At 75.8% G+C, this 21235-nt stretch carries 16 protein-coding genes and 1 pseudogene; 12 read left to right on the plus strand and 5 right to left on the minus strand.

Annotation, left to right across the window (positions count from 1 at the left end):
* Window positions 1-74: 74 nt before the first annotated feature.
* Window positions 75-1421: an SWIM zinc finger family protein gene (locus ACH4SE_RS20420; RefSeq protein ID WP_398544799.1), complete on the minus strand. Its 1347-nt coding sequence runs from the start codon at window positions 1419-1421 to the stop codon at window positions 75-77.
* A gap of 138 nt (window positions 1422-1559) precedes the next feature.
* Between ACH4SE_RS20420 and ACH4SE_RS20425 the strand changes: the two genes are divergently transcribed.
* From ACH4SE_RS20425 to sucD, 5 genes are all read left to right on the plus strand, one after another.
* The gene (locus tag ACH4SE_RS20425; protein WP_398544800.1) at window positions 1560-2672 is read left to right on the plus strand and encodes an AAA family ATPase; all 1113 of its coding nucleotides are present in this window, start codon (window positions 1560-1562) and stop codon (window positions 2670-2672) included.
* Complete coding sequence (locus tag ACH4SE_RS20430) at window positions 2669-5305, plus strand: DUF5682 family protein (RefSeq protein ID WP_398544801.1); 2637 nt, start codon at window positions 2669-2671, stop codon at window positions 5303-5305. Before ACH4SE_RS20425 ends, ACH4SE_RS20430 begins: the two co-directional genes overlap by 4 nt.
* Window positions 5306-5571: 266 nt before the next feature.
* Window positions 5572-6678, plus strand: coding sequence for a VWA domain-containing protein (locus ACH4SE_RS20435; RefSeq protein ID WP_398544931.1), 1107 nt, complete (start codon window positions 5572-5574; stop codon window positions 6676-6678).
* Window positions 6679-7015: 337 nt separating this feature from the next.
* Window positions 7016-8194 carry an ADP-forming succinate--CoA ligase subunit beta gene (gene sucC / locus ACH4SE_RS20440; RefSeq protein ID WP_398544802.1) on the plus strand — a complete coding sequence of 393 codons (1179 nt, stop codon included), beginning with the start codon at window positions 7016-7018 and terminating at the stop codon, window positions 8192-8194.
* A gap of 26 nt (window positions 8195-8220) precedes the next feature.
* Entirely contained in the window at window positions 8221-9105 is an 885-nt protein-coding gene (sucD, locus tag ACH4SE_RS20445; RefSeq protein WP_398544803.1) for a succinate--CoA ligase subunit alpha, read from the plus strand.
* Window positions 9106-9193: 88 nt separating this feature from the next.
* On the opposite strand, the gene ACH4SE_RS20450 is transcribed toward sucD, so the two are convergent.
* Window positions 9194-10321: an RNA polymerase sigma factor gene (locus tag ACH4SE_RS20450; protein ID WP_398544804.1), complete on the minus strand. Its 1128-nt coding sequence runs from the start codon at window positions 10319-10321 to the stop codon at window positions 9194-9196.
* 162 nt (window positions 10322-10483) lie between these two features.
* Here ACH4SE_RS20450 and ACH4SE_RS20455 point away from each other — a divergent pair, with 162 nt between their 5' ends.
* Entirely contained in the window at window positions 10484-12562 is a 2079-nt protein-coding gene (locus tag ACH4SE_RS20455; protein ID WP_398544932.1) for a DUF6350 family protein, read from the plus strand.
* Between the two features lie 6 nt (window positions 12563-12568).
* Here ACH4SE_RS20455 and ACH4SE_RS20460 read toward each other — a convergent pair whose 3' ends face one another.
* On the minus strand, window positions 12569-13384 hold the full coding sequence (locus tag ACH4SE_RS20460; RefSeq protein WP_398544805.1) for a hypothetical protein: 816 nt from the start codon (window positions 13382-13384) through the stop codon (window positions 12569-12571).
* A gap of 320 nt (window positions 13385-13704) precedes the next feature.
* On the opposite strand from ACH4SE_RS20460, the gene purN reads away from it, so the two are divergent.
* Together purN and purH are read left to right on the plus strand one after the other, a co-directional pair.
* Window positions 13705-14373 carry a phosphoribosylglycinamide formyltransferase gene (purN, locus tag ACH4SE_RS20465; protein ID WP_398544806.1) on the plus strand — a complete coding sequence of 223 codons (669 nt, stop codon included), beginning with the start codon at window positions 13705-13707 and terminating at the stop codon, window positions 14371-14373.
* The gene (gene purH / locus ACH4SE_RS20470; RefSeq protein WP_398544807.1) at window positions 14370-15953 is read left to right on the plus strand and encodes a bifunctional phosphoribosylaminoimidazolecarboxamide formyltransferase/IMP cyclohydrolase; all 1584 of its coding nucleotides are present in this window, start codon (window positions 14370-14372) and stop codon (window positions 15951-15953) included. The genes purN and purH overlap by 4 nt, the downstream gene beginning before the upstream one ends.
* A gap of 120 nt (window positions 15954-16073) precedes the next feature.
* On the opposite strand, the gene ACH4SE_RS20475 is transcribed toward purH, so the two are convergent.
* Complete coding sequence (locus ACH4SE_RS20475) at window positions 16074-16730, minus strand: RDD family protein (protein WP_398544808.1); 657 nt, start codon at window positions 16728-16730, stop codon at window positions 16074-16076.
* A 145-nt stretch (window positions 16731-16875) separates the two neighbouring features.
* On the opposite strand from ACH4SE_RS20475, the gene ACH4SE_RS20480 reads away from it, so the two are divergent.
* The 3 genes and pseudogenes from ACH4SE_RS20480 to ACH4SE_RS20490 form a co-directional block, all read left to right on the plus strand.
* A complete protein-coding gene (locus ACH4SE_RS20480; RefSeq protein ID WP_398544809.1) occupies window positions 16876-17802 on the plus strand; it encodes a bifunctional methylenetetrahydrofolate dehydrogenase/methenyltetrahydrofolate cyclohydrolase in 927 nt (308 codons plus the stop codon).
* Entirely contained in the window at window positions 17792-18190 is a 399-nt protein-coding gene (locus ACH4SE_RS20485) for a DUF3017 domain-containing protein (protein WP_398544810.1), read from the plus strand. The genes ACH4SE_RS20480 and ACH4SE_RS20485 overlap by 11 nt, the downstream gene beginning before the upstream one ends.
* 1086 nt (window positions 18191-19276) lie before the next feature.
* Window positions 19277-19372 (plus strand): annotated as a pseudogene (locus ACH4SE_RS20490) (hypothetical protein); the annotation flags it as partial.
* A 47-nt stretch (window positions 19373-19419) separates the two neighbouring features.
* Here ACH4SE_RS20490 and ACH4SE_RS20495 read toward each other — a convergent pair.
* On the minus strand, window positions 19420-19926 hold the full coding sequence (locus ACH4SE_RS20495) for a hypothetical protein (RefSeq protein ID WP_398544944.1): 507 nt from the start codon (window positions 19924-19926) through the stop codon (window positions 19420-19422).
* A gap of 274 nt (window positions 19927-20200) precedes the next feature.
* Here ACH4SE_RS20495 and ACH4SE_RS20500 point away from each other — a divergent pair, with 274 nt between their 5' ends.
* Entirely contained in the window at window positions 20201-21190 is a 990-nt protein-coding gene (locus tag ACH4SE_RS20500; RefSeq protein ID WP_398544811.1) for a malate dehydrogenase, read from the plus strand.
* Window positions 21191-21235 lie beyond the last annotated feature (45 nt).

Raw genomic sequence — 21235 nt, forward strand, 5'->3', positions numbered from 1 at the left:
TGATCGGGGGCCGGCTCCTCGCCGTGTGTGGTCGTCTGTCGGGGTGTGGTGGGTCGGGCCGGATGCGCCTCGCCTCACACCGGGAGCGGGGTGGGCGAGGCCGGGGGCCAGGCCGCGAGGGGGCGGAGGCCGCTGGGGGTGGCCTCCGCGAAGAGGGTGACGGGGCGCCCGCCGGATATGGCGGCCAGGCGCCACAGGGGGGTGGGGCCGGTGAGGGGGGCCGCGGCGTCGGACCGCGCGTCGGCCACCTGCCAGTGGTCCTGGCCCGGGAGGGGTACGACGTCCGTGAGGACGACGGGGAAGGCGTCCAGCCACGGGTCGTCCGCGAGGGCTGTCCCGTAGGCGTCGAGGGCGGTGGCCACCGATGCGCCCGGCGGGGTGCGGTCGGGGGTGCCGGTCGCGAAGACCTCGCCGAGCACCGCGCGCAGCGGGACCGCCGCCGGGTGGTAGGCCAGCTCCGCGTCGAGGACCGAGCCGACGGGGAGAGTCAGTTCGGGGGCGCGGCCCGCGGCGCCGAAGGAGAGGAGCAGCGCGAAGCGGCCGGACGCGGCGTCACGGAGCCAGATCCGGCGGGTGGTCAGCCGTTCGTCCGCCGTGTCGTACTGCGCGAGGACGAGCCACCGGCCGCGGATCCGCGGGCCCGCGAGGACCTCCGCGGAGTCGGTGGTGAAGCCGATCCGTGTCCGTACCGTCTCCGCGAGGGGCGGCGGGAGGCGTTCGCGGCCGAGATAGCCGCGGGCCAGCAGATGCAGCAGTCCCGTCTCCTCCAGCATCCGCGACGGCCAGTCGCCGCCCGCGGCGGCGGCCGCGCCCAGCGCGCGGACCCGGGCGGCGAGGCCGGGGGCCTGCGCGTCGACCATGCGGGCCGCCATCTCGTCCCACTGCTGGTAGCCCGCGCGTTCCGCCCCGGCGAGGCCGCCCCGCAGCAGGTCGGTGAGGCGCTGCTCCAGCTCGGCGGCGCCGCCCTCGACCCGCACCGCGCGCCGCTCGGCGCGCTTCCGGGCGGCGTCCGCCGGGGGCGGGCCGGGCGGGCCGCCGTCCTCCCCGGCGGCCGCGGTGGCCGCTTCGGCCGCCTTCGCGCGGCGGGCGGTGAGCCACTGCCCGGCCCATTCCGGCGTGGTCGCCCCCGCGGCGACCGCTCCTCCGCCGCCCGCCCACAGTAAAAGCAGCCCCAGCGCGTGCTTGCAGGGGAACTTCCGGCTCGGGCAGGAGCACGCGTACGCGGGGCCCCGCAGATCGACGGCCGTCTGGTACGGACGGCTGCCGCTGCCCGCGCACAGGCCCCACACCGCGTCGCGCGAGGCGCCCGCGCCGGACCACGACGCCTGCGTCGCGAGCCGCGCGGCCGCGGTGCGTGACGCCGCGTCAGGCGCGAGCGCGAGCACCTGGTCGGGCGTCCACCGAGCTTCCGTTTCGTCCATGTCCACCACGCTAGGTCCGGCCACTGACAATCGCTGTGACCTGCGGGGATCGCGGGCCGTGACGGATTGTCAGTGGTGGGGTGCACAGTGGGATCAGCACGGACCGAGGGGGTCCGTTCGAACGAGTGGGGGAGAGTTATGACCGCTTCGACGAGCGTCGCGGCCGGCACCGGGGAGGCCCTGCGGCCGCACGCCGAGGAGGCCTTCGCGGCCGAGCTGGCCGCGCTCGCCGCCGCCGACGACCGCCCGCGCCCGGCCCGCTGGAAGCTGTCCCCCTGGGCGGTGGCCACCTACCTGCTCGGCGGGACGCTTCCGGACGGCACGGTCGTGACCCCCAAGTACGTGGGCCCGCGCCGGATCGTCGAGGTCGCGGTGACGACGCTCGCGACGGATCGGGCGCTGCTGCTGCTCGGCGTGCCGGGCACGGCGAAGACATGGGTCTCGGAGCATCTCGCGGCCGCCGTCAGCGGCGATTCGACGCTGCTCGTGCAGGGCACCGCGGGCACACCGGAGGAGGCCCTCCGCTACGGGTGGAACTACGCGCAGCTGCTCACGCACGGCCCGAGCCGGCAGGCGCTGGTGCACAGCCCCGTGATGCGGGCGATGGCGGAGGGCCGGATCGCCCGCGTGGAGGAGCTGACCCGCATCCCGGCCGACGTGCAGGACTCCCTCATCACGATCCTGTCCGAGAAGACGCTGCCGATCCCCGAGCTGGGGACGGAGCAGCAGGCCGTCCGCGGCTTCAACCTCATAGCGACGGCCAACGACCGCGACCGCGGGGTGAACGAGCTGTCGAGCGCGCTGCGCCGCAGGTTCAACACGGTGGTGCTGCCGCTGCCCGCGAGCGCGGAGGACGAGGTGGACATCGTCTCGCGCCGTGTCGCCCAGACGGGTCGCAGCCTCGACCTGCCCGCCGCGCCGCGCGGCGCCGACGAGATCCGCCGCGTCGTCACCGTCTTCCGCGAGCTGCGGTCGGGCGTCACGGAGGACGGCCGTACCAAGCTCAAGACACCCTCGGGCACGCTCTCCACGGCCGAGGCGATCTCCGTCGTCACGAGCGGCCTCGCGCTGGCGGCCCATTTCGGCGACGGCGTCCTGCGCGCGGCCGATGTCGCCGCGGGCATCCTCGGCGCGGTGGTCCGCGATCCGGCGGCGGACCGCCTGGTCTGGCAGGAGTATCTGGAAACGGTCGTCCGCGAGCGCGACGGCTGGAAGGACTTCTACCGGGCCTGCCGTGAGGTGACGTCATGAGGCCGCCCGGCGGGGCGGCCCGGCGGCCTGGTGGCGGACCCGCGGCCGGTACGCCGTCCGCCGGACGGGCGTCCGGCGGCGGCAGGGTGGTCGCGACGGGGGCGCAGGCGGCGGGATCACCGGCGCGGCAGGCCGTCGTCGAGGCGGGCGCTGCCGGGCCGCCGGAGGAGGCGGGGGCCGGTGCGGGCGGCGGGCCCGGGCCGCGGGGCAGGGCGCGGGACGTGTCGGCCGCGACGGTGCTGGCGCAGGGCGCGGGGGATGCGGTGCTGCTCGGGGTGCGGCACCACGGGCCCGGATCCGCGCGGGCGGTGCTCGCCGCGCTGGAGGCGTATCGGCCGCAGGCGGTGCTGATCGAGGGGCCGCCGGAGGCCGACACGCTGGTGGCGCTGGCCGCCGATCCGGCGATGCGGCCGCCGGTCGCGCTGCTGTCGCACGTGGCCGACGACCCGGCGCGGGCCGCCTTCTGGCCCTTCGCGGAGTTCTCGCCCGAGTGGGTCGCGCTGCGCTGGGCGGCGGCCGCGGGTGCGGAGGTCCGCTTCATCGACCTGCCGGCCGCCGTCAGTCTGGCCCTGCGGCCCTCACCGGAGGAGCAGGCCCTCGCCGAGGGCCCCGGCGGTGCGGACGGGGAGGCTGCGGACGGCCCCGGCCCCGCGGCGGACGTACGGATCGACCCGCTTGCCGTGCTCGCCGAGACCGCCGGGTACGACGACCCGGAGCGGTGGTGGGAGGACGCGGTGGAGCACCGCGGCGACGGCACGGGCGGGGACGGTGGCGCGGGGGACGGCGGGGAGGCCGATCCGCTCGCCCCGTTCGCGGCGCTCGGCGAGGCGATGGCCGCGATCCGGGCCGTGCACGGCGACGGCGGCCATCCCCACGACCCCGTGCGGGAGGCCCACATGCGGCTGCGGCTGCGCGAGGCCCGCCGGGCGCACGCGCGGACGGCCGTGGTGTGCGGGGCCTGGCACGTACCGGCGCTCGCCGCGCGGACGGCGGTCGCAGCGGACCGGCAGCTGGTCAAGGGCCTGCCCAGGGCCCGGGTGGAGACGACGTGGGTGCCCTGGACGCACCGCAGGCTCGCCCGCGCGAGCGGATACGGGGCGGGCATCGACTCGCCGGGCTGGTACCGCCACCTGTTCACCGCGCCCGACCGGCCGGTGGCCCGCTGGATGACGAAGGTCGCCGGGCTGCTGCGGGCGGAGGACATCCCGGTCTCGTCCGCGCACGTGATCGAGGCGGTGCGGCTGGCCGAGACGCTGGCCGCGCTGCGCGGCCGGCCGCTCGCCGGGCTCGGTGAGGCGACGGACGCGGTCCGCGCGGTGATGTGCGAGGGATCCGACGTGCCGCTCGCCCTCGTCCGCGACCGCCTGGTGGTCGGGGACGCGCTCGGCGAGGTGCCGCCGGACGCGCCCGCGGTGCCGCTGGCCCGGGACCTGGCCCGGCAGCAGCGCACGCTGCGGCTCAAGCCGGAGGCGCTGGAACGCCACCTGGAGCTGGATCTGCGCAAGGACACCGACGCCGCCCGCAGCCGGCTGCTGCACCGGCTGGCGCTGCTCGCCATCGGCTGGGGTGAGCCGGCCGGGCGGCGGGGGAGCACGGGCACCTTCCGCGAGGAGTGGCGGCTGCGCTGGGAGCCGGAACTCGCGGTGCGGGTCGCGGAGGCGGGGATCTGGGGGACGACGGTCGCGTCCGCGGCGGCAGCGAAGGCGGCCGACGCGGCGGCGCACGCCGGGACGCTCGCCGAGGTCACCGCTCTCGCCGAGGCCTGCCTGCTGGCCGGGCTCGCGGAAGCGCTGCCCGTGGTGATGCGGGTGCTGGCCGACCGCGCGGCCCTGGACACGGACGTGGCGCACCTGGCGGAGGCGCTGCCCGCGCTGGTGCGGGCGGTCCGCTACGGGGACGTGCGGGGGACGGACGCGGCGTCGCTCGGCGAGGTCGCCGCGGGCCTCGCGCTGCGGATCTGCGTCGGGCTGCCGCCCGCCTGCACGGGGCTGGACGGGGACGGGGCGGCGGCCATGCGCGAGCACCTCGACGGGGTGCACCGCGCGGTCGCCCTGCTGCCCGACCCGGAGCTGCGGGAGCGCTGGGCCGCGGCTCTGCGCGGGCTCGCCGAGCGCGGCGACCGGCCGGGCGGGGCCCCGGGCGGCATACCGGGGCTGCTCCGCGGCGCCGCGGCCCGGCTGCTCCTGGACGACGGGCGGCTGACGGCCGAGCAGGCGGCCCGGCTGATGGGACTGACGCTGTCACCGGGCACCGCCCCGGCGGAGGCGGCCGGCTGGATCGAGGGCTTCCTCGCGGGCGGCGGCATGCTGCTCGTGCACGACGAGCGGCTGCTCGCCCTGCTCGACGCCTGGATATGCGCGGTACCGCCGGCGGCCTTCACGGATGTGCTGCCGCTGCTGCGGCGGACGTTCGCGGAGTTCGAGCCGGGCGTCCGCCGCACGGTCGGCGAGCTCGTACGCCGTGGCCCGGCCACCGCCCGACGCCCCGCCCCGGGCTCGGCCGAACCCGGCCTGCCCGGCTTCGGCCCGGTACTCGACGCCACCCGCGCCTCCGCCGCGGCGCACACCGTCCGCCTGCTGCTCGGCACGACCACGACCACCGACCTGGGAACCCACCCCACCGGGGGAGCCTGACGATGACCGATCCCCACCACCACCCGACCCCTGCCCCCGGCCCCGCCGCCACGGCCGGGGGAGCCCCGGGCGCGGGCCCGGCCGCCGCGTCGCCTCCCGGTGCCCGCGCGCCGCTCCCCGCCGGCCGGGCGGGCGAGCCGGTTCCGTTCGCCCCCGCCCCCGCCGCAACCACCCGCACCGCTCCCGCAACCACCCGCACCGCTCCCGCTCCCGCCGGCGGAGCCCCCGCTCCCGACGCGGGGGAGGAGCGGTTGCGGCGGTGGCGGATGGTGCTCGGCGGAGGGCCCGGGGGAGAGGGGACGGGCCACACGCCGGCCGGGCGGGACGCCGGGATGGACCGGGTGCTCGGCGCCCTCTACGGGGGGAACGGCGCGGCCGCCGGGGAGCGGGGGGCCGGCCTGGGCGCCTCGGCGCCGCAGGTCGCGCGGTGGCTCGGGGACATCCGCCGGTATTTCCCCAGCTCCGTGGTGCAGGTGATGCAGCGGGACGCCATCGGCCGGCTCGGCCTGTCCACGCTGCTGCTGGAGCCGGAGATGCTGGAGGCCGTGGAGGCCGACGTGCACCTGGTGGGCACGCTGCTGTCGCTCCACAAGGCGATGCCGGAGACGACGAGGGAGACGGCCCGTGCCGTGGTGCGCAAGGTCGTCGCGGAGCTGGAGGCCCGGCTCGCGACACGCACCCGCGCCACGCTGACCGGCGCGCTGGACCGGTCGGCCCGCGTCGGCCGGCCGCGGCACCGCGACATCGACTGGGACCGCACGATCCGCGCCAACCTGCGGCACTACCTGCCGGAGCACGGCACCGTCGTGCCGGAGCGGCTGGTGGGCTACGGGCGCGCGGACCGCTCGGTGAAGAAGGACGTCGTGCTGTGCATCGACCAGTCCGGTTCGATGGCGGCCTCCGTCGTCTACGCCTCCGTCTTCGGCGCGGTGCTCGCGTCGATGCGCTCGATCGCGACCCGCCTGGTCGTCTTCGACACGGCGGTGGTCGACCTCACCGACCAGCTCTCCGACCCGGTGGACGTGCTGTTCGGCACGCAGCTCGGCGGCGGTACGGACATCAACCGCGCGCTGGCGTACTGCGCCTCCCGCATCACCCGTCCGGCGGACACCGTGGTGGTGCTCGTCAGCGACCTCTACGAGGGCGGGATACGGGCCGAGATGCTGAAGCGGGTCGCGGCGATGAAGGCGTCCGGCGTGCAGTTCGTGGCACTGCTCGCGCTGTCGGACGAGGGTGCGCCGGCGTACGACAGGGAGCACGCGGCGGCTCTGGCAGCACTCGGAGCGCCCGCGTTCGCCTGCACGCCCGACCACTTCCCCGACGTCATGGCGGCGGCCATCGAGAAGCGCCCCCTCCCGATACCCGAGGCCTGAGCCTTTCGGGAGCCTGATCCCGCGGCCCGCCGCCCGCTCCGCGGCCCCCTCCGGCGGTGGCCCGAACGGGCGGGTTGTGACCGTTCTCACCGCTCACGGCCGTGCTCGGATTTCGGCAGCGCCACCGCACGGCGATAACCTGCAAGACGGACATGCCGCGTACCCGGACACCGCGTGCGCTCATCTGGTGACAGCTGGTGGTGCAGTCGCCCTGCCCGTGCGGCACGCCCAGCCGGCAGGCGGCGCTGTACGTGTTCACGACGGCAGCCTCCTGTCGACGCCGTACACCATCCGGGCTTACTCCAGCCGATTCCAGGGAAAAGGGAGACGGACGCGCGTGGACCTGTTCGAGTATCAGGCGAGGGATCTCTTCGCCAAGCACGGGGTACCGGTGCTGGCCGGTGAAGTCATCGACACGCCTGAGGCGGCGCGCGAGATCACCGAGCGGCTCGGCGGCAAGTCGGTCGTCAAGGCCCAGGTCAAGGTCGGTGGCCGTGGCAAGGCGGGCGGCGTGAAGCTGGCCGCGACCGCGGACGAGGCCGTCGCCCGCGCGACGGACATCCTCGGCATGGACATCAAGGGCCACACGGTCCACAAGGTGATGATCGCCGAGACGGCCCCGGAGATCGTCGAGGAGTACTACGTCTCCTTCCTCCTGGACCGCGCGAACCGCACGTTCCTCTCCATCGCCTCCGTCGAGGGCGGCATGGAGATCGAGGAGGTCGCGGCGAACCGCCCCGAGGCCGTGGCGAAGACGGCGATCGACGCGATCGACGGTGTCGACAAGGCGAAGGCCCAGGAGATCGTGGCCGCCGCGAAGTTCCCGGCCGAGGTCGCCGACCAGGTCGCGGACGTGCTGGTGAGCCTGTGGGAGGTCTTCATCAAGGAAGACGCCCTGCTCGTCGAGGTCAACCCGCTGGCCAAGGTCGCCTCCGGCCAGGTCATCGCGCTGGACGGCAAGGTCTCGCTGGACGACAACGCGGAGTTCCGCCACCCGGACTTCGAGGAGCTCCACGACAAGGCCGCCGCCAACCCGCTGGAGGCCGCCGCCAAGGCCAAGGGCCTGAACTACGTCAAGCTCGACGGCCAGGTCGGCATCATCGGCAACGGCGCGGGCCTCGTCATGAGCACCCTCGACGTCGTCGCGTACGCCGGTGAGGCGCACGGCGGCGTGAAGCCCGCCAACTTCCTGGACATCGGCGGTGGCGCCTCCGCCCAGGTCATGGCCAACGGCCTGGAGATCATCCTCGGCGACCCGGACGTCCGCTCCGTCTTCGTCAACGTCTTCGGCGGCATCACCGCGTGCGACGAGGTCGCCAACGGCATCGTCCAGGCGCTGAAGCTGCTGGAGGACCGCGGCGAGCAGGTCACCAAGCCGCTCGTCGTCCGCCTCGACGGCAACAACGCCGAGCTGGGCCGGAAGATCCTGACCGACGCCGCGCACCCGCTGGTGCAGCGCGTCGACACCATGGACGGCGCGGCCGACAAGGCCGCCGAGCTGGCCGCCGCGAAGTAAGCACGAGGACGAGGACACACACCACCATGGCTATCTGGCTCACCAAGGACAGCAAGGTCATCGTCCAGGGCATGACCGGCGCGACCGGCGTCAAGCACACGAAGCTGATGCTGGGCGACGGCACCAACGTCGTGGGCGGCGTCAACCCGCGCAAGGCCGGTCAGAAGGTCGACTTCGACGGCACCGAGGTACCGGTCTTCGGCAGCGTCAAGGAGGCCATCGAGGCCACCGGCGCGAACGTCTCGGTGATCTTCGTGCCGGAGAAGTTCACCAAGGACGCCGTCGTCGAGGCGATCGACGCGGAGATCCCGCTCGCCGTCGTCATCACCGAGGGCATCGCCGTGCACGACTCGGCGGCCTTCTGGGCGTACGCCGGCAAGAAGGGCAACAAGACCCGCATCATCGGCCCGAACTGCCCCGGCATCATCACCCCGGGCCAGTCGAACGTCGGCATCATCCCGGGCGACATCACCAAGCCGGGCCGTATCGGCCTGGTGTCGAAGTCCGGCACGCTGACGTACCAGATGATGTACGAGCTGCGGGACATCGGCTTCTCCACCGCGGTCGGCATCGGCGGCGACCCGATCATCGGCACCACGCACATCGACGCGCTCGCCGCCTTCGAGGCCGACCCCGACACCGACCTGATCGTCATGATCGGCGAGATCGGCGGCGACGCCGAGGAGCGGGCCGCGGCCTTCATCGAGAAGAACGTGACGAAGCCGGTCGTCGGCTACGTCGCGGGCTTCACCGCGCCCGAGGGCAAGACCATGGGCCACGCCGGCGCCATCGTCTCCGGCTCCTCCGGCACCGCGCAGGCCAAGAAGGAGGCCCTGGAGGCCGCGGGCGTCAAGGTCGGCAAGACGCCGTCCGAGACCGCGCGGCTCGCCCGGGAGATCCTGGTCGGCTGAACAGGCCTGCCGCCACGCACACCACGGACGGCCCGCTCCCCTGGAATTCGCCCAGGGGAGCGGGCCGTCCGCCGTTTCCGGCCCGCGGTCAGGGTGCGGACTGCGCCACCTGCCCGTGCGGCGGCACGGGGTCGTGGTGGCGGGACTCGCCCGGCCGCTGCGGTCCGACGATCATGCAGACGGTCGTGACCAGCAGCACCGTCCCCGCCGCGGCGAAGGACGCGACCGTACGGCGCCGCGTCCCGCGCTCGCTGGCCGCCCGCACGCCCGCGGGCCGCGCGGGTACCTCACGGGCGCCCTTCCGCGCCCGCGCGGAGGGCGGCGGTTCCGGCACGGCCGCGAGAAGACCGGCCAGGTGCCCGGCGGCGTCGCCCCCGTCGTACGCGTCCGGCGCCGCCGCGGCGAGCTCGCGGCGGGCCCCGATGATGCGGGACGCGGCGGCCGCGGGGCTCGACTCGACCTCGGCGGCGGTGCGCGCCAGGCTCATGCCGAGCCCGTCGTGCAGCAGCAGTGCCCGCCGCCGTTCCGGGTGCAGCCCCGTCAGCGCGCGCCACAGACCGTCCTCGGGGGCGGGCGCCGGCGGCCGTCCGCGCACCCGCTTCCAGTGCCGCTGCCACGGCGCGAGCGCGTACGTGTGCGCGCTCGCGCGCAGCCAGCCCGCGGGGTCGCTGTCCCGCGCGACCTCCGGCCACCGCTGCCAGGCCTGGTCGAAAGCCCGCCGCACCGCTTCCGCGGCCAGCTCCGCGTCCCCGGTGAGGACGACCACCTGCCGCCGCAGCGGCCCCGCGCACCGCAGGTAGAGCGCGTCGAACGCGGCCTCGGGGTCGAGCGTGTCGGCCGGGTCGAGCAGGGCGTCGCCCGCATCCACCGCCGCCCGCGGGCGGTCCGGCGCCCCACCCGCCTCCGCCGCCGCGTCCGCCTGCGCTGCGTCCGCCTGCGCTGCGTCCGCCCGCGCCGCGTCCGCCCGCGCCGCGTCCGCCCGCGCCGCCGCGGCCGGCGGCAGGAGCTCCGCGGCCACCGCCGGGTAGACGGTGACCGCCCGCAGCGGAAGAGGCCGCGCCCGTACGGCCGCCGTCCGCCGCGCGTCCGCGGGGGCGGCGCCGGAGGCGGCGGGTTCCGGGGGCGCGGCAGGGGAAGCGGGAACGGGCGCGGGGGCGGTACGGGTGCGGGCGGCGGCCCCGGGCCGGGACGTACGGGGCCGCTTGCGCCTGCTCACGGGATACGCCTGCTCACGAGTAAGGCCTCTCATCCGACTCGTCGTACACATCAGACAGTCCGAAAAACCGTGTATATGCCGCATCATGGGCGACACGTCGACCAACCGCCCGCTGCACGGGCGAAACGGGTGTTGTTGGCACCATGGGACGCCGTGACCCATATGACGCAGCCGGCGGCCCCGCCCGGAGCGGCGCAGGAACCCGCCCCCGACGCTCCCCGTCCGCTCCCCGTGCTGCGCGCGTCGGCCCTCGCCGCGGGCATGGCCGCGGCCGGCCTCGCGCTGCTCGGCCTCGCGGCGGCCGTGCTGCTGCTCTGGGTCGTCTCGCCCTTCCCCGACAGCGGCCTCGGCGGAGCCCTGCACATCGCCGCCGACCTGTGGCTGCTGGGGCACGGCGCCGACCTGGTGCGCGACACCACGCTCTCCGGGGCCGCGGCGCCGGTGGGCGTCACGCCGCTGCTGCTGAGCGTGCCGCCCGCGTGGCTGCTCCACCGCGGTACGGCGTCGGCCGTGGCGAACGGCACCCGGGCCTGCGCGGGCTGGGTGCTGGGGGGCTACCTCGCCGTCGCCGCGCCGGTCACGGCCTACGCGGCCGCCGGGTCGCTGCACGCCGACGTCCGGTCCGCGCTGCTGCACGTACCGCTCTTCGCGGCCGCCGCGACCGCCACCGGGGCGTGGGCGGGCCGCGGGTGGCTCCTGCCCGCCGCCCTGCGCGCGCGGGGCGCCGACGCGGCGCTCGCGCTGCGGGCCGGCGGCATCGGGGCGGGCGTCCTGGTGGGCGGCGGGGCGGTCGTCGGCGGCGTCGCCCTCGGCTGGCACGCCGGTCCGGCGGGGCGGGCGTTCGGGCAGCTCAGCGCGTCCTTCACGGGCCAGCTCGCGGTGCTCCTGGTGTGCGTCCTGCTCGTGCCGAACCTCGCGGTGTGGTCGGCGGCGTACGCGCTCGGCCCCGGCTTCTCCATCGGCGCGGGCAGTACGGTCGCGCCCTCCGGCGCCTCCGGCTACCCGCTGCTGCTGCCGCGCTTCCCGCTGCTGGCCGCGCTGCCGGGCCAGGGCGGACCGCACCCGGCCGGCTGGGCGACCCTCGCCGTACCGGTGCTGGCGGCCGCGGCCGTGGGCTGGGTGTGCGTCAGGGCCCGGCTGCGCCCCGGCCGTACGGCGCTGGCCACCGCGGGGGCCGCGGTGGCCTGCGGGCTGGTGTTCGGGGTGCTCGCGGCCGCCGCGGGCGGGCCGCTGGGGGTGAGCACCCTCGCGCACGTGGGGCCGGCGTGGTGGCTCGCCGGTGCCGCGGCCGCGGCCTGGCCGCTGGTCCTCGCGGTGCCGCCGGCGGTGGCCGTCGCGTGGTTCCGCACCCGCATGCCGCGCACGGCTGTGACGCCGCAGCCGTCCTCGCCCGTGCGGCTCCGCCCCCCGCAGCCGCCCGTGCCCCCGGCGCCGCCCCGGCCGCCCACGCCGTCCCCGGTGGGGCAGATGCCGATTCCGCCGGAGCGGCCGATGTCGTGCCCGGTGCGGCAGCCGTCCACGCTGGAGCCGCCCGCGTCGTCGCCGGTGCGGCAGATGCCGGAGCCACCCCGGCCGCCCGCGTCGTCTGGGCCAGTGGCGCCGTCCGTGCGGCTGGAGCCGCCCGTGTCGTCGCCAGCGCGGCTGCCGTCCACGCTGGAGCCGCCCGTGTCGTCCGGGCCGGTGGCACCGCCCGTGCCGCTAGAGCCGCCCGTGTCGTCGCCGGTGCGGCAGATGCCCGCGTCGTCTGGGCCGCTGGCACCGTCCGTGCCGCCGGAGCCGCCCGCGCTGGAGCCGCCCGTGTCGTCCGGGCCGGTGGCACCGTCCGTGCCGCCGGAGCCGCCCGCGCCCTCCGGGCCGGTGGCACCGCCCGTGCCGCCCGAATCGCCCGCGCCGTCCCCGGTGCGGCAGATGCTGATTCCGCCGGAGCGGCCGATGTCGTCCCCGGTGCGGCTGCCGTCCACGCTGGAGCCGCCCGTGTCGTCCGGGCCGGTGGCGCCGTCCGTGCGGCCGGAGCCGCCCGCGTCGTCGCCGGTGCGGCAGCCGCCCGTGCCGTCTGGGCCGGTGGCACCGCCCGCGCCGCTGGAGCCGCCCGCGTCGTCCGGGGTGCCGCCCCGGCCCCCGGCGTCGTCCGGGTCCCCCTCGCCGTCCGGGCCCCTGGCACCGTCCGAGCCCCCGGTGGGGGGTGCGGTGTCCGGGCCGGATCTTCCGGTGCGGCCCGTGGATCCGCCCGGCGGGTCCTGAGGTGGCTTACGGGCGCATCGACGGCAGGTCGCGCAGCGGCTTCGGCAGGAGCTTCTGGCACGCGTGCGCGGCCGGCGTGGTGAGCGCGTCCTGGCGGCAGGTGTAGTAGTCGCGGTAGGCGAGGTGGAAGGCGTACGTCCCCGCGACGATGACGAGGGCGAGCCCGCTCGCCACGATGCCCGTCCAGGCCGCCGTCACGAACGAGCGCTGCGCGTCCGGGCCCGGCGCGGGCGGTGCGGGCCGCGGCGACTGTGTGGCGTCGGCCAGCGCGGAGGCGGCGGCGGCGCGGGCCTGGGCGCGCTCCTCGGAGGGCATCCGCAGGGCGCTGATGCCCCAGTAGAGCGCGAGTGCGCCGAGCAGCAGGCCGACCGGCGTCCAGCCGAGCAGCGCGAAGAGCAGGCCGCAGCTGCCGAAGAAGAGGGCGTAGCGGGAGCGGCGGTGGGCCGGGTCGGTGGGGTCGAAGCGCGGTCCGGTGCCCTGGGGCCCGGTGGGGCCCTGCAGGGGGTCGGGCCGCCGCCCGTACGGGTCGGGCCGCCCGCCCTGCGGCTGCCGGCTGCTCCACTGGCTGCCCCATGCCTGCGGTGCGCCCGGCGGCGGGGTGGGCGGTGTGGAGCCGGGGCCCGGGGAGCCGGAGGAGCCGGACGCATCGGGGGAGTCCTGGCCGGAGCCGGAGCCGCCGGAGCCCGAGGGCTGCCGCGGCTGCCAGGGCCGGTCCGGCGTGCCCTCGGGCGGCGGCGCGAACGGGTTCTCCTGGTCCTGGTCGCCCTCGGGCGCGCGCAGCGCGAGACGAATACGGCCGCTGCTCATGATGTGATGCGCCATCCCCTGGGCTCGACTCCTCGTGCGGGCAGTGCGGTCTGGTGAAATCCTCCGTCCTGTGCGGCGGTATGGGCGCCATACGCGACACAGGTGTCGGATACGTCACGTTCACCCTCGCGCAGGGCGCGCGAAGTCCGTGCTCCCAGCAGACGCTACCCTCCGCGCGGTCCCCCGTCCCGCGGGGGCCGTCCGGAGTGCCGGTATCGTTGCTGACGGTCGGGGGTCTCGTAGGGTTCCCCGGAATCCGGCCAATCCCTGACTCGTACGATCATCCTAAGGCTGCCGGTGCCTGCCCGGCGGCCGCGAGAGAGAGCCTCCCGCCAGTGGCCGCCCGTACTCCCGCCCCGTTCGTCGTCCCGCCCGCCGCCGGATCCCCCGGCTCCGCCGCACGCGTGGTCGTGCTCGTCTCCGGCTCCGGCACCAACCTCCAGGCACTGCTGGACGCCATCGCGGCCGATCCCGGCCTCGGGGCCCGGGTCGTCGCCGTCGGGGCCGACCGCGACGGGATCGCCGGCCTGGAACGCGCCGAGCGCGCCGGCATCCCCACCTTCGTCGTACGCGTCAAGGACCACCCCGACCGCGCCGCCTGGGACGCCGCCCTCACCGCGGCGACCGCGGCGTACGAACCGGACCTCGTCGTCTCCGCCGGCTTCATGAAGATCGTCGGCGGGGAGTTCCTCGCCGCTTTCGGCGGCCGGTTCGTCAACACCCACCCGGCACTGCTGCCGAGTTTCCCCGGGGCCCACGGCGTACGCGACGCGCTCGCGTACGGCGCCAAGGTCACCGGGTGCACCGTCCACTTCGTCGACGACGGCGTCGACACCGGCCCGGTCATCGCCCAGGGCGTGGTCGAGGTCCGCGAGGACGACACGGAGGAAGCGCTCCACGAGCGCATCAAGGACGTCGAGCGGCGGCTGCTCGTCGACGTCGTAGGGCGGCTGTCGCGCGACGGCTACCGCATCGAAGGACGAAAGGTACGGATTCCGGCATGAGCGCCGACACCACCGAAGGCCAGGACAAGCGCCCGCTGCGCCGCGCGCTGATCAGCGTCTACGACAAGACCGGCCTGGAGGAGCTGGCCCGCGGGCTGCACGAGGCGGGCGTGGAGCTGGTCTCGACCGGCTCGACCGCCGGCCGGATCGCCGCCGCCGGCGTGCCCGTCACGCCCGTCGAGGAGCTGACGGGCTTCCCCGAGTGCCTGGACGGCCGGGTCAAGACGCTGCACCCGCGCGTGCACGCCGGCATCCTCGCCGACCTGCGCCTCGACGACCACCGGCGGCAGCTGGAGGAGCTGGACGTCAAGCCCTTCGAGCTGGTCGTCGTCAACCTGTACCCCTTCCGCGAGACCGTCGCCTCCGGCGCGTCCGACGACGAGTGCGTCGAGCAGATCGACATCGGCGGCCCCTCGATGGTGCGCGCCGCCGCCAAGAACCACCCCTCCGTCGCCGTCGTCACCAGCCCCGCGCGCTACGCCGACGTGCTGGCCGCCGCGCGGACCGGCGGCTTCGACCTCACCGCCCGCAAGCAGCTCGCCGCCGAGGCCTTCCGGCACACCGCCGCCTACGACGTGGCCGTGGCCTCCTGGTTCGCCGACGGCTACGCGGCCGAGGGCGAGGGCGGCTTCCCCACCTTCGCCGGCGAGGTCTACACCCGCCGCCAGACCCTGCGCTACGGCGAGAACCCGCACCAGGCGGCCGCCCTGTACGTCAGCGCCGACGCCCCCGCGAGCGGACTGGCCGGCGCGGAGCAGTTGCACGGCAAGGAGATGTCCTACAACAACTACGTGGACACCGAGGCCGCCCGGCGCGCCGCCCACGACCACGACGAGCCGTGCGTGGCGATCATCAAGCACGCCAACCCGTGCGGCATCGCGGTGGGCGCCGACGTCGCCGAGGCGCACCGCAAGGCCCACGCGTGCGACCCGCTGTCGGCGTACGGCGGCGTCATCGCCGTCAACCGCCCGGTGTCGGTCGCGATGGCCGAGCAGGTCGCGGAGATCTTCACCGAGGTCATCGTCGCCCCGGCGTACGAGGACGGTGCCGTGGAGGTGCTCGCCCGCAAGAAGAACATCCGGGTGCTCAAGGTCGAGGAGGCCCCGGCCGCGGTCACCGAGCGGCGCCCGATCGAGGGCGGCGTCCTGATCCAGGCCAAGGACCGCTTCCAGGCCGAGGGCGACGACCCCGCCACCTGGCGGCTGGTCAGCGGCGAGCCGCTGGCGCCCGCCGAGCTGGCCGACCTGGCCTTCGCGTGGCGCGCCTCGCGCGCGGTGAAGTCCAACGCGATCCTGCTGGGCAAGGACGGCGCCACCGTCGGCGTCGGCATGGGCCAGGTCAACCGGGTCGACTCCGCGAAGCTCGCGGTCGCCCGCGCCGGCGCCGAGCGCGCCGCCGGCTCGTACGCCGCGTCCGACGCCTTCTTCCCCTTCCCGGACGGCTTCGAGGTGCTCGCCGAGGCGGGCGTCAAGGCCGTCGCCCAGCCCGGCGGCTCCGTCCGCGACGACGCGGTGATCGAGGCCGCGAAGAAGGCCGGCGTGACCATGTACCTGACGGGCACGCGGCACTTCTTCCACTGAGCCGCGACGCAGCGGCGGCCGCGGCCGTACCCCCCTTGTCCGGGACGGGGTACGGCCGCGGCCGCGTCGGCTGCCGTTCCGGTACCGGCGCGGCAGAAGCCGTGTACCGGGAACGGCGTATCAGAACTGGTCTCTGACGACCACCGTGCCGACCATCTTGTCGGCCCACGTCTGGTTCTTGGCGTCCCACAGCGGCCACAGGTACCCCAGGGCGCACGGGATGGAGTCCAGCGCGTGCAGCCAGCGGCGGCCGAAGGCGCGGCCGAAGCCGGTCGTCGAACCGTCGTACTCGCGCAGCAGCCGGATGCCGACGATCTTGCGGCCCGGCGTCTGGCCCGTCCGGCCCTCGCGGTAGCTGAGGAAGACCAGGGCGGCCAGCATCAGGATGCCGCCGACCACCATCAGCGTCACGTTCGTGCCGGTCGGATCGGGCACGTTCGGGCAGTTCTTCCTCGCGATGCCGTGGTCCTTGCACTTCTGGTAGGCGTCCTGCACCTTGATCGAGAAGGGCAGGTAGCCTCCCAGGAACAGCCCGACGGGCACCAGGTTGACGATCAGGAAGTCCAGCAGCAGCGCCCCGAGCCGGGCACCCCAGCTGGCCAGCGGCGGCATCCCCGCCGGCACGCCGCCCGGCTGCGGATAGCCGTAGGGCTGCTGGTAGCCGTACCCGGCCGGCTGCCCGTACGGGACCTGTGGCGGGACGCCGGGCGGCTGCTGGCCGTACGGCTGCTGGGGCTGGCCGCCGTACGGGTACGGGGGGCCGGGAGGCTGGCTCACGGGCGGATTCCTTCACGGGGGGCGGGACGGGCGGCAGCGAACCGCCACATCGTCCGACCAGGTGACATCGCCGCGCAAGGGTTCTCCGCGTACGGGAACCGCACGGATTTGCTGACCCGTACCCCCGATCGACGACAATGGGCCCATGAGCGCCCAGATTCTCGATGGCAAGGCCACCGCAGCCGCGATCAAGTCCGAACTGACCGAGCGTGTCCAGGCGCTCAAGGCCCGCGGTGTCGCCCCCGGGCTCGGCACTCTGCTGGTCGGCGACGACCCCGGCAGCAAGTGGTACGTCGCCGGCAAGCACCGCGACTGCGCGCAGGTCGGCATCGGCTCCATCCAGCGCGAGCTGCCCGCGACCGCGACCCAGGAGGACATCGAGGCGGTCGTCCGCGAGCTCAACGAGGACCCCGCCTGCACCGGCTACATCGTGCAGCTCCCGCTGCCCAAGGGCATCGACACCAACCGCGTCCTCGAACTCATGGACCCCGCCAAGGACGCGGACGGGCTGCACCCCACGAACCTCGGCCGGCTCGTCCTCGGCGTGCCCGCCCCGCTGCCCTGCACCCCCAACGGCATCGTCGAACTCCTGCGCCGGCACGGCGTCGGCATCAACGGCGCGCACGTCGTGGTCGTCGGCCGCGGCATCACCGTCGGGCGCTCCATCGGGCTGCTCCTCACCCGCAAGTCCGAGAACGCGACCGTGACGCTGTGCCACACCGGGACGCGCGACCTGTCCGCGCAGCTGCGGCAGGCCGACATCGTCGTCGCCGCCGCCGGCGTGCCGCACATCGTCAAGCCGGAGGACGTCAAGCCGGGCGCCGCCGTCCTCGACGTCGGTGTCAGCCGCGACGAGGCCGGCAAGATCGTCGGCGACGTCCACCCCGCGGTCGCCGAGACCGCGGCCTGGCTCTCCCCCAACCCCGGCGGCGTCGGGCCCATGACGCGGGCGCTGCTGCTGCAGAACGTCGTGGAGGCGGCCGAGCGTGCGGCCCTCGCCGGGAGCGCCGGGAGCGCCGGAGGCGCCGCGGGCGGGCACGGGGACGGGCAGGCGGCGGGCCGTGTCGGCTGAGCTCGGCCCCGGGGGCCGCCCCGCCGTCACGACGTCCACCGCACGCCCCGAGGGCGGCGGGCGCGCCGCCCCGGGCGCCGCGCCCGCGCCGGCCCGCCAGTGGCCCATCCTCGTCGTCCTCGCCGGCATCGTCGCGGGCCTCGTGACCACCGCCGCCGACGCGTTTCGCGCGGGCGCGATCACGGTCGGCGTCGCGCTCCTCCTCGGCGGAGTCCTGCGCTGGACGCTCCCGTCCGTCGGCATGCTCGCCGTCCGCAGCCGGTTCACCGACGTGATCACGTACGCCGTGCTGGGGCTGGCCATCATCCTCCTGGCCCTGATGGCCCAGCCCGACCCGATCCTGCGCGTGCCGTTCCTGGAGGACATCATCCACTTCTCGGTGCGCTGAGTTCTGCGCAGGCGGGTGGGGGCGGGGCGTTTCCGCGCGCCTTTGCGCGCTGCGGGGCGCGTGTCGCTGTGGGCCGCGCGGCCTTCTGGCGGTGGGTGGGCGGTTCGCCGTTCCGCCGGTGGGGGCTGGTCGCGGGGTTCCCCGCGGGTCTTTTGCGCTGCGGGGTGCCTGGTGCGGTTCGCCGCGCGATCTTGCGGTGGGTGGGGGGTTGCTCGCGCCGTTCCTCGCGCCCCTGAGGGGGTGCGGCTTGCGGTGGCGGTTCGCCGTTCTGCCGGTGGTGGGTTGCTCGCGCCGTTCCCCGCGCCCCTGGGTTGCCCGGCGGGGCATCGCGCGTCCTGTGTGGGGGTGGGGTCGGGTGCCACTCCGGGGGTACCTCCTCGGAATGCGCGTCTGACCTCCCCCTTGTCCGGTGAGCGGCGGGGGTGCGCATTCCTGCGGGGGCACCCCCGGATCGTCCCCCTCCCGGGCCGGTGTGGCGGCTGCCTGCCGGTGGGGGTGAATCTGTCCAGGGACTGCGGTTCGCCCCCGACGCCGAATGCGCCCCACAGGTGGACCGTCAGTCGACATCTGTCCCGCACGGGTGGTGGGGGTGGGAGCACCCCGCGCCGCCAGGCGCGGGAAACCCCGGCGGCGGGCAAGCCGCCCACGTACCGGCAACCGGGCAGCGCCCGAGCGCGGCGCCGCCAGGCGCGGGAAACCCCGGCGGCGGGTCAGCCGCTCACGCACCCCGGGCGGGCACCGCCCGAGGCGTCCCCGGCGGCGGGTAGCCGCAAGCCCCACCCTGAGCGGGCACCGCCCGAAGCGCGTCCCCCGCGGCGGGGCAGTCGCACGCTCCACCGCAAGCGGGCAGCGCCCGCCGTCGCACCGCCCGAGGCGGCGGGCGCGCGGGATGCGAGGGGGTGGGCGGTAGCACATGGGTGCCGCCCGCGGAGGGGGTTGAGTGGAAAGAACATCCGTACGGCACGGGTGTTCTATCGTTGCCCTCGGTATCCGCCGGGACACGAAGGGTGCGGCATGGGTCAATGGGAGCCGCTCACGGACCAGATCCCCCTGGACATGCGGCGGCTCGCGACGCAGCTGCGGCGCATGAAGGACCGCAGCGGTCTCACCGTGCCCGCGCTCGCCGCGCGGACCGCGGAGTCCGCGGAGGCGTGGGCGTCGTATCTGGCGGCGCGGCGCGTGCCGCCGCTCGCGGCTGTGGAGGTGCTGGCGCAGGCGAGTGGTGCGGATTACGAGCGGGTGGGTGCGCTGTGGCGGCTCGCGGACAGGGCGGCGAGGGGCAGGGGGGGCCGGGGCCGGGGGGAGCCCGTGCCGGTGCCGGATCCGCTGGACCCGCTGGGCGCGGAGGAGGGGTTGCCGCGCGGGCGGAGGCGGGCGGTGCTGGTGGGGGCGGCGGGGGTGTGCGCGGTGGGTGCGCTCCTGGCGGTGGTGCTGCTGGCGGGTACGGGCAACAGCAGCGCTCCGGGCCACGGTGCCGCCCCGACGGCGACGGTGACGACGGCGCCCGCGTCCCGTACCCCGGCGGTGTCCCCGTCGCACACCGGGGCCCGTGCCTCGGCGCGACCGCCGTCCGGTACGACCGCGCCGCCCGTTCCCGGCAGTTCGCCGCAGACGCTGCCTCCGGTGACGTCGGCCCCGCCGGTGCGGACGTCACCGCCGGTCTCCGCGCCGCCCGCCACGCCGAGCGTCTCGGACAGGCCGACGTCCGCGGCGCCGGTGCCGACTCCTTCGCCCACGGGGACGGGGCTGTGCCTGGACCTGATCGGTCTCGGGGTGTGCCTCGGGTGAGGCGGGCCACCGCGGGGTGGCCGGAATCGCACGTCGGAGGCACGGGCGGGCGGGGCCGGGTCTGCGCGGCGGCGGCCCCGCGATAGCCTGGCGGGTGGCTCTCCCGACGACGGGGAGATCCGCGATCTGGGCCGCCGCCCAGCCACTGCCGAGCGGCCGCACAGGCCGCACCCCCGACCCCAGCAGCACGCGCGGTCACCGCGCACAGGCCAGGAGAAGGCAATGACTCGCACTCCCGTCAACGTCACCGTCACCGGAGCGGCCGGCCAGATCGGCTACGCGCTCCTCTTCCGCATCGCCTCGGGCCACCTGCTCGGCGCGGACGTACCGGTGAAGCTCCGGCTGCTGGAGATCCCGCAGGGGCTCAAGGCCGCCGAGGGCACGGCCATGGAGCTGGACGACGCGGCCTTCCCGCTGCTGCGCGGCATCGACATCACCGACGACCCGAACGTCGCCTTCGACGGCGCGAACGTGGCCCTCCTCGTGGGTGCCCGCCCGCGGACGAAGGGCATGGAGCGCGGTGACCTGCTGGAGGCCAACGGCGGCATCTTCAAGCCGCAGGGCAAGGCCATCAACGACCACGCGGCCGACGACATCAAGGTCCTGGTCGTCGGCAACCCGGCGAACACCAACGCGCTGATCGCGCAGTCCGCCGCCCCGGACGTCCCCGCCGAGCGCTTCACGGCGATGACGCGGCTGGACCACAACCGGGCGGTCGCACAGCTCGCGAAGAAGACCGGCGCGGCCGTCTCGGACATCACGCGCGTCACCATCTGGGGCAACCACTCGGCGACGCAGTACCCGGACATCTTCCACGCGGAGGTCGCCGGGAAGAACGCGGCGGAGATCGTCAACGACGAGCAGTGGCTCGCCGACACCTTCATCCCCACGGTCGCCAAGCGCGGCGCGGCGATCATCGAGGCGCGCGGCGCCTCCTCCGCGGCGTCCGCGGCGTCCGCGGCGCTCGACCACGTCCACACGTGGGTGAACGGCACCGCCGAGGGTGACTGGACGTCCATGGGCATCGTCTCGGACGGCTCCTACGGCGTGCCCGCCGGCCTCATCTCGTCCTTCCCGGTCACGACGAAGAACGGCACGTACGAGATCGTCCAGGGCCTGGACGTCAACGAGTTCTCCCGCCCGCGGATCGACGCCTCCGTCAAGGAGCTGGAGGAGGAGCGCGCCGCCGTGCGCGAGCTCGGCCTCATCTGAGCCCGGCCTCTTTCCCGCGACGCCCCGGGCCTCCCGCCCGGGGCG

The organism is Streptomyces sp. NPDC020983 (genome assembly GCF_044333485.1).
GTDB lineage: Bacteria > Actinomycetota > Actinomycetes > Streptomycetales > Streptomycetaceae > Actinacidiphila.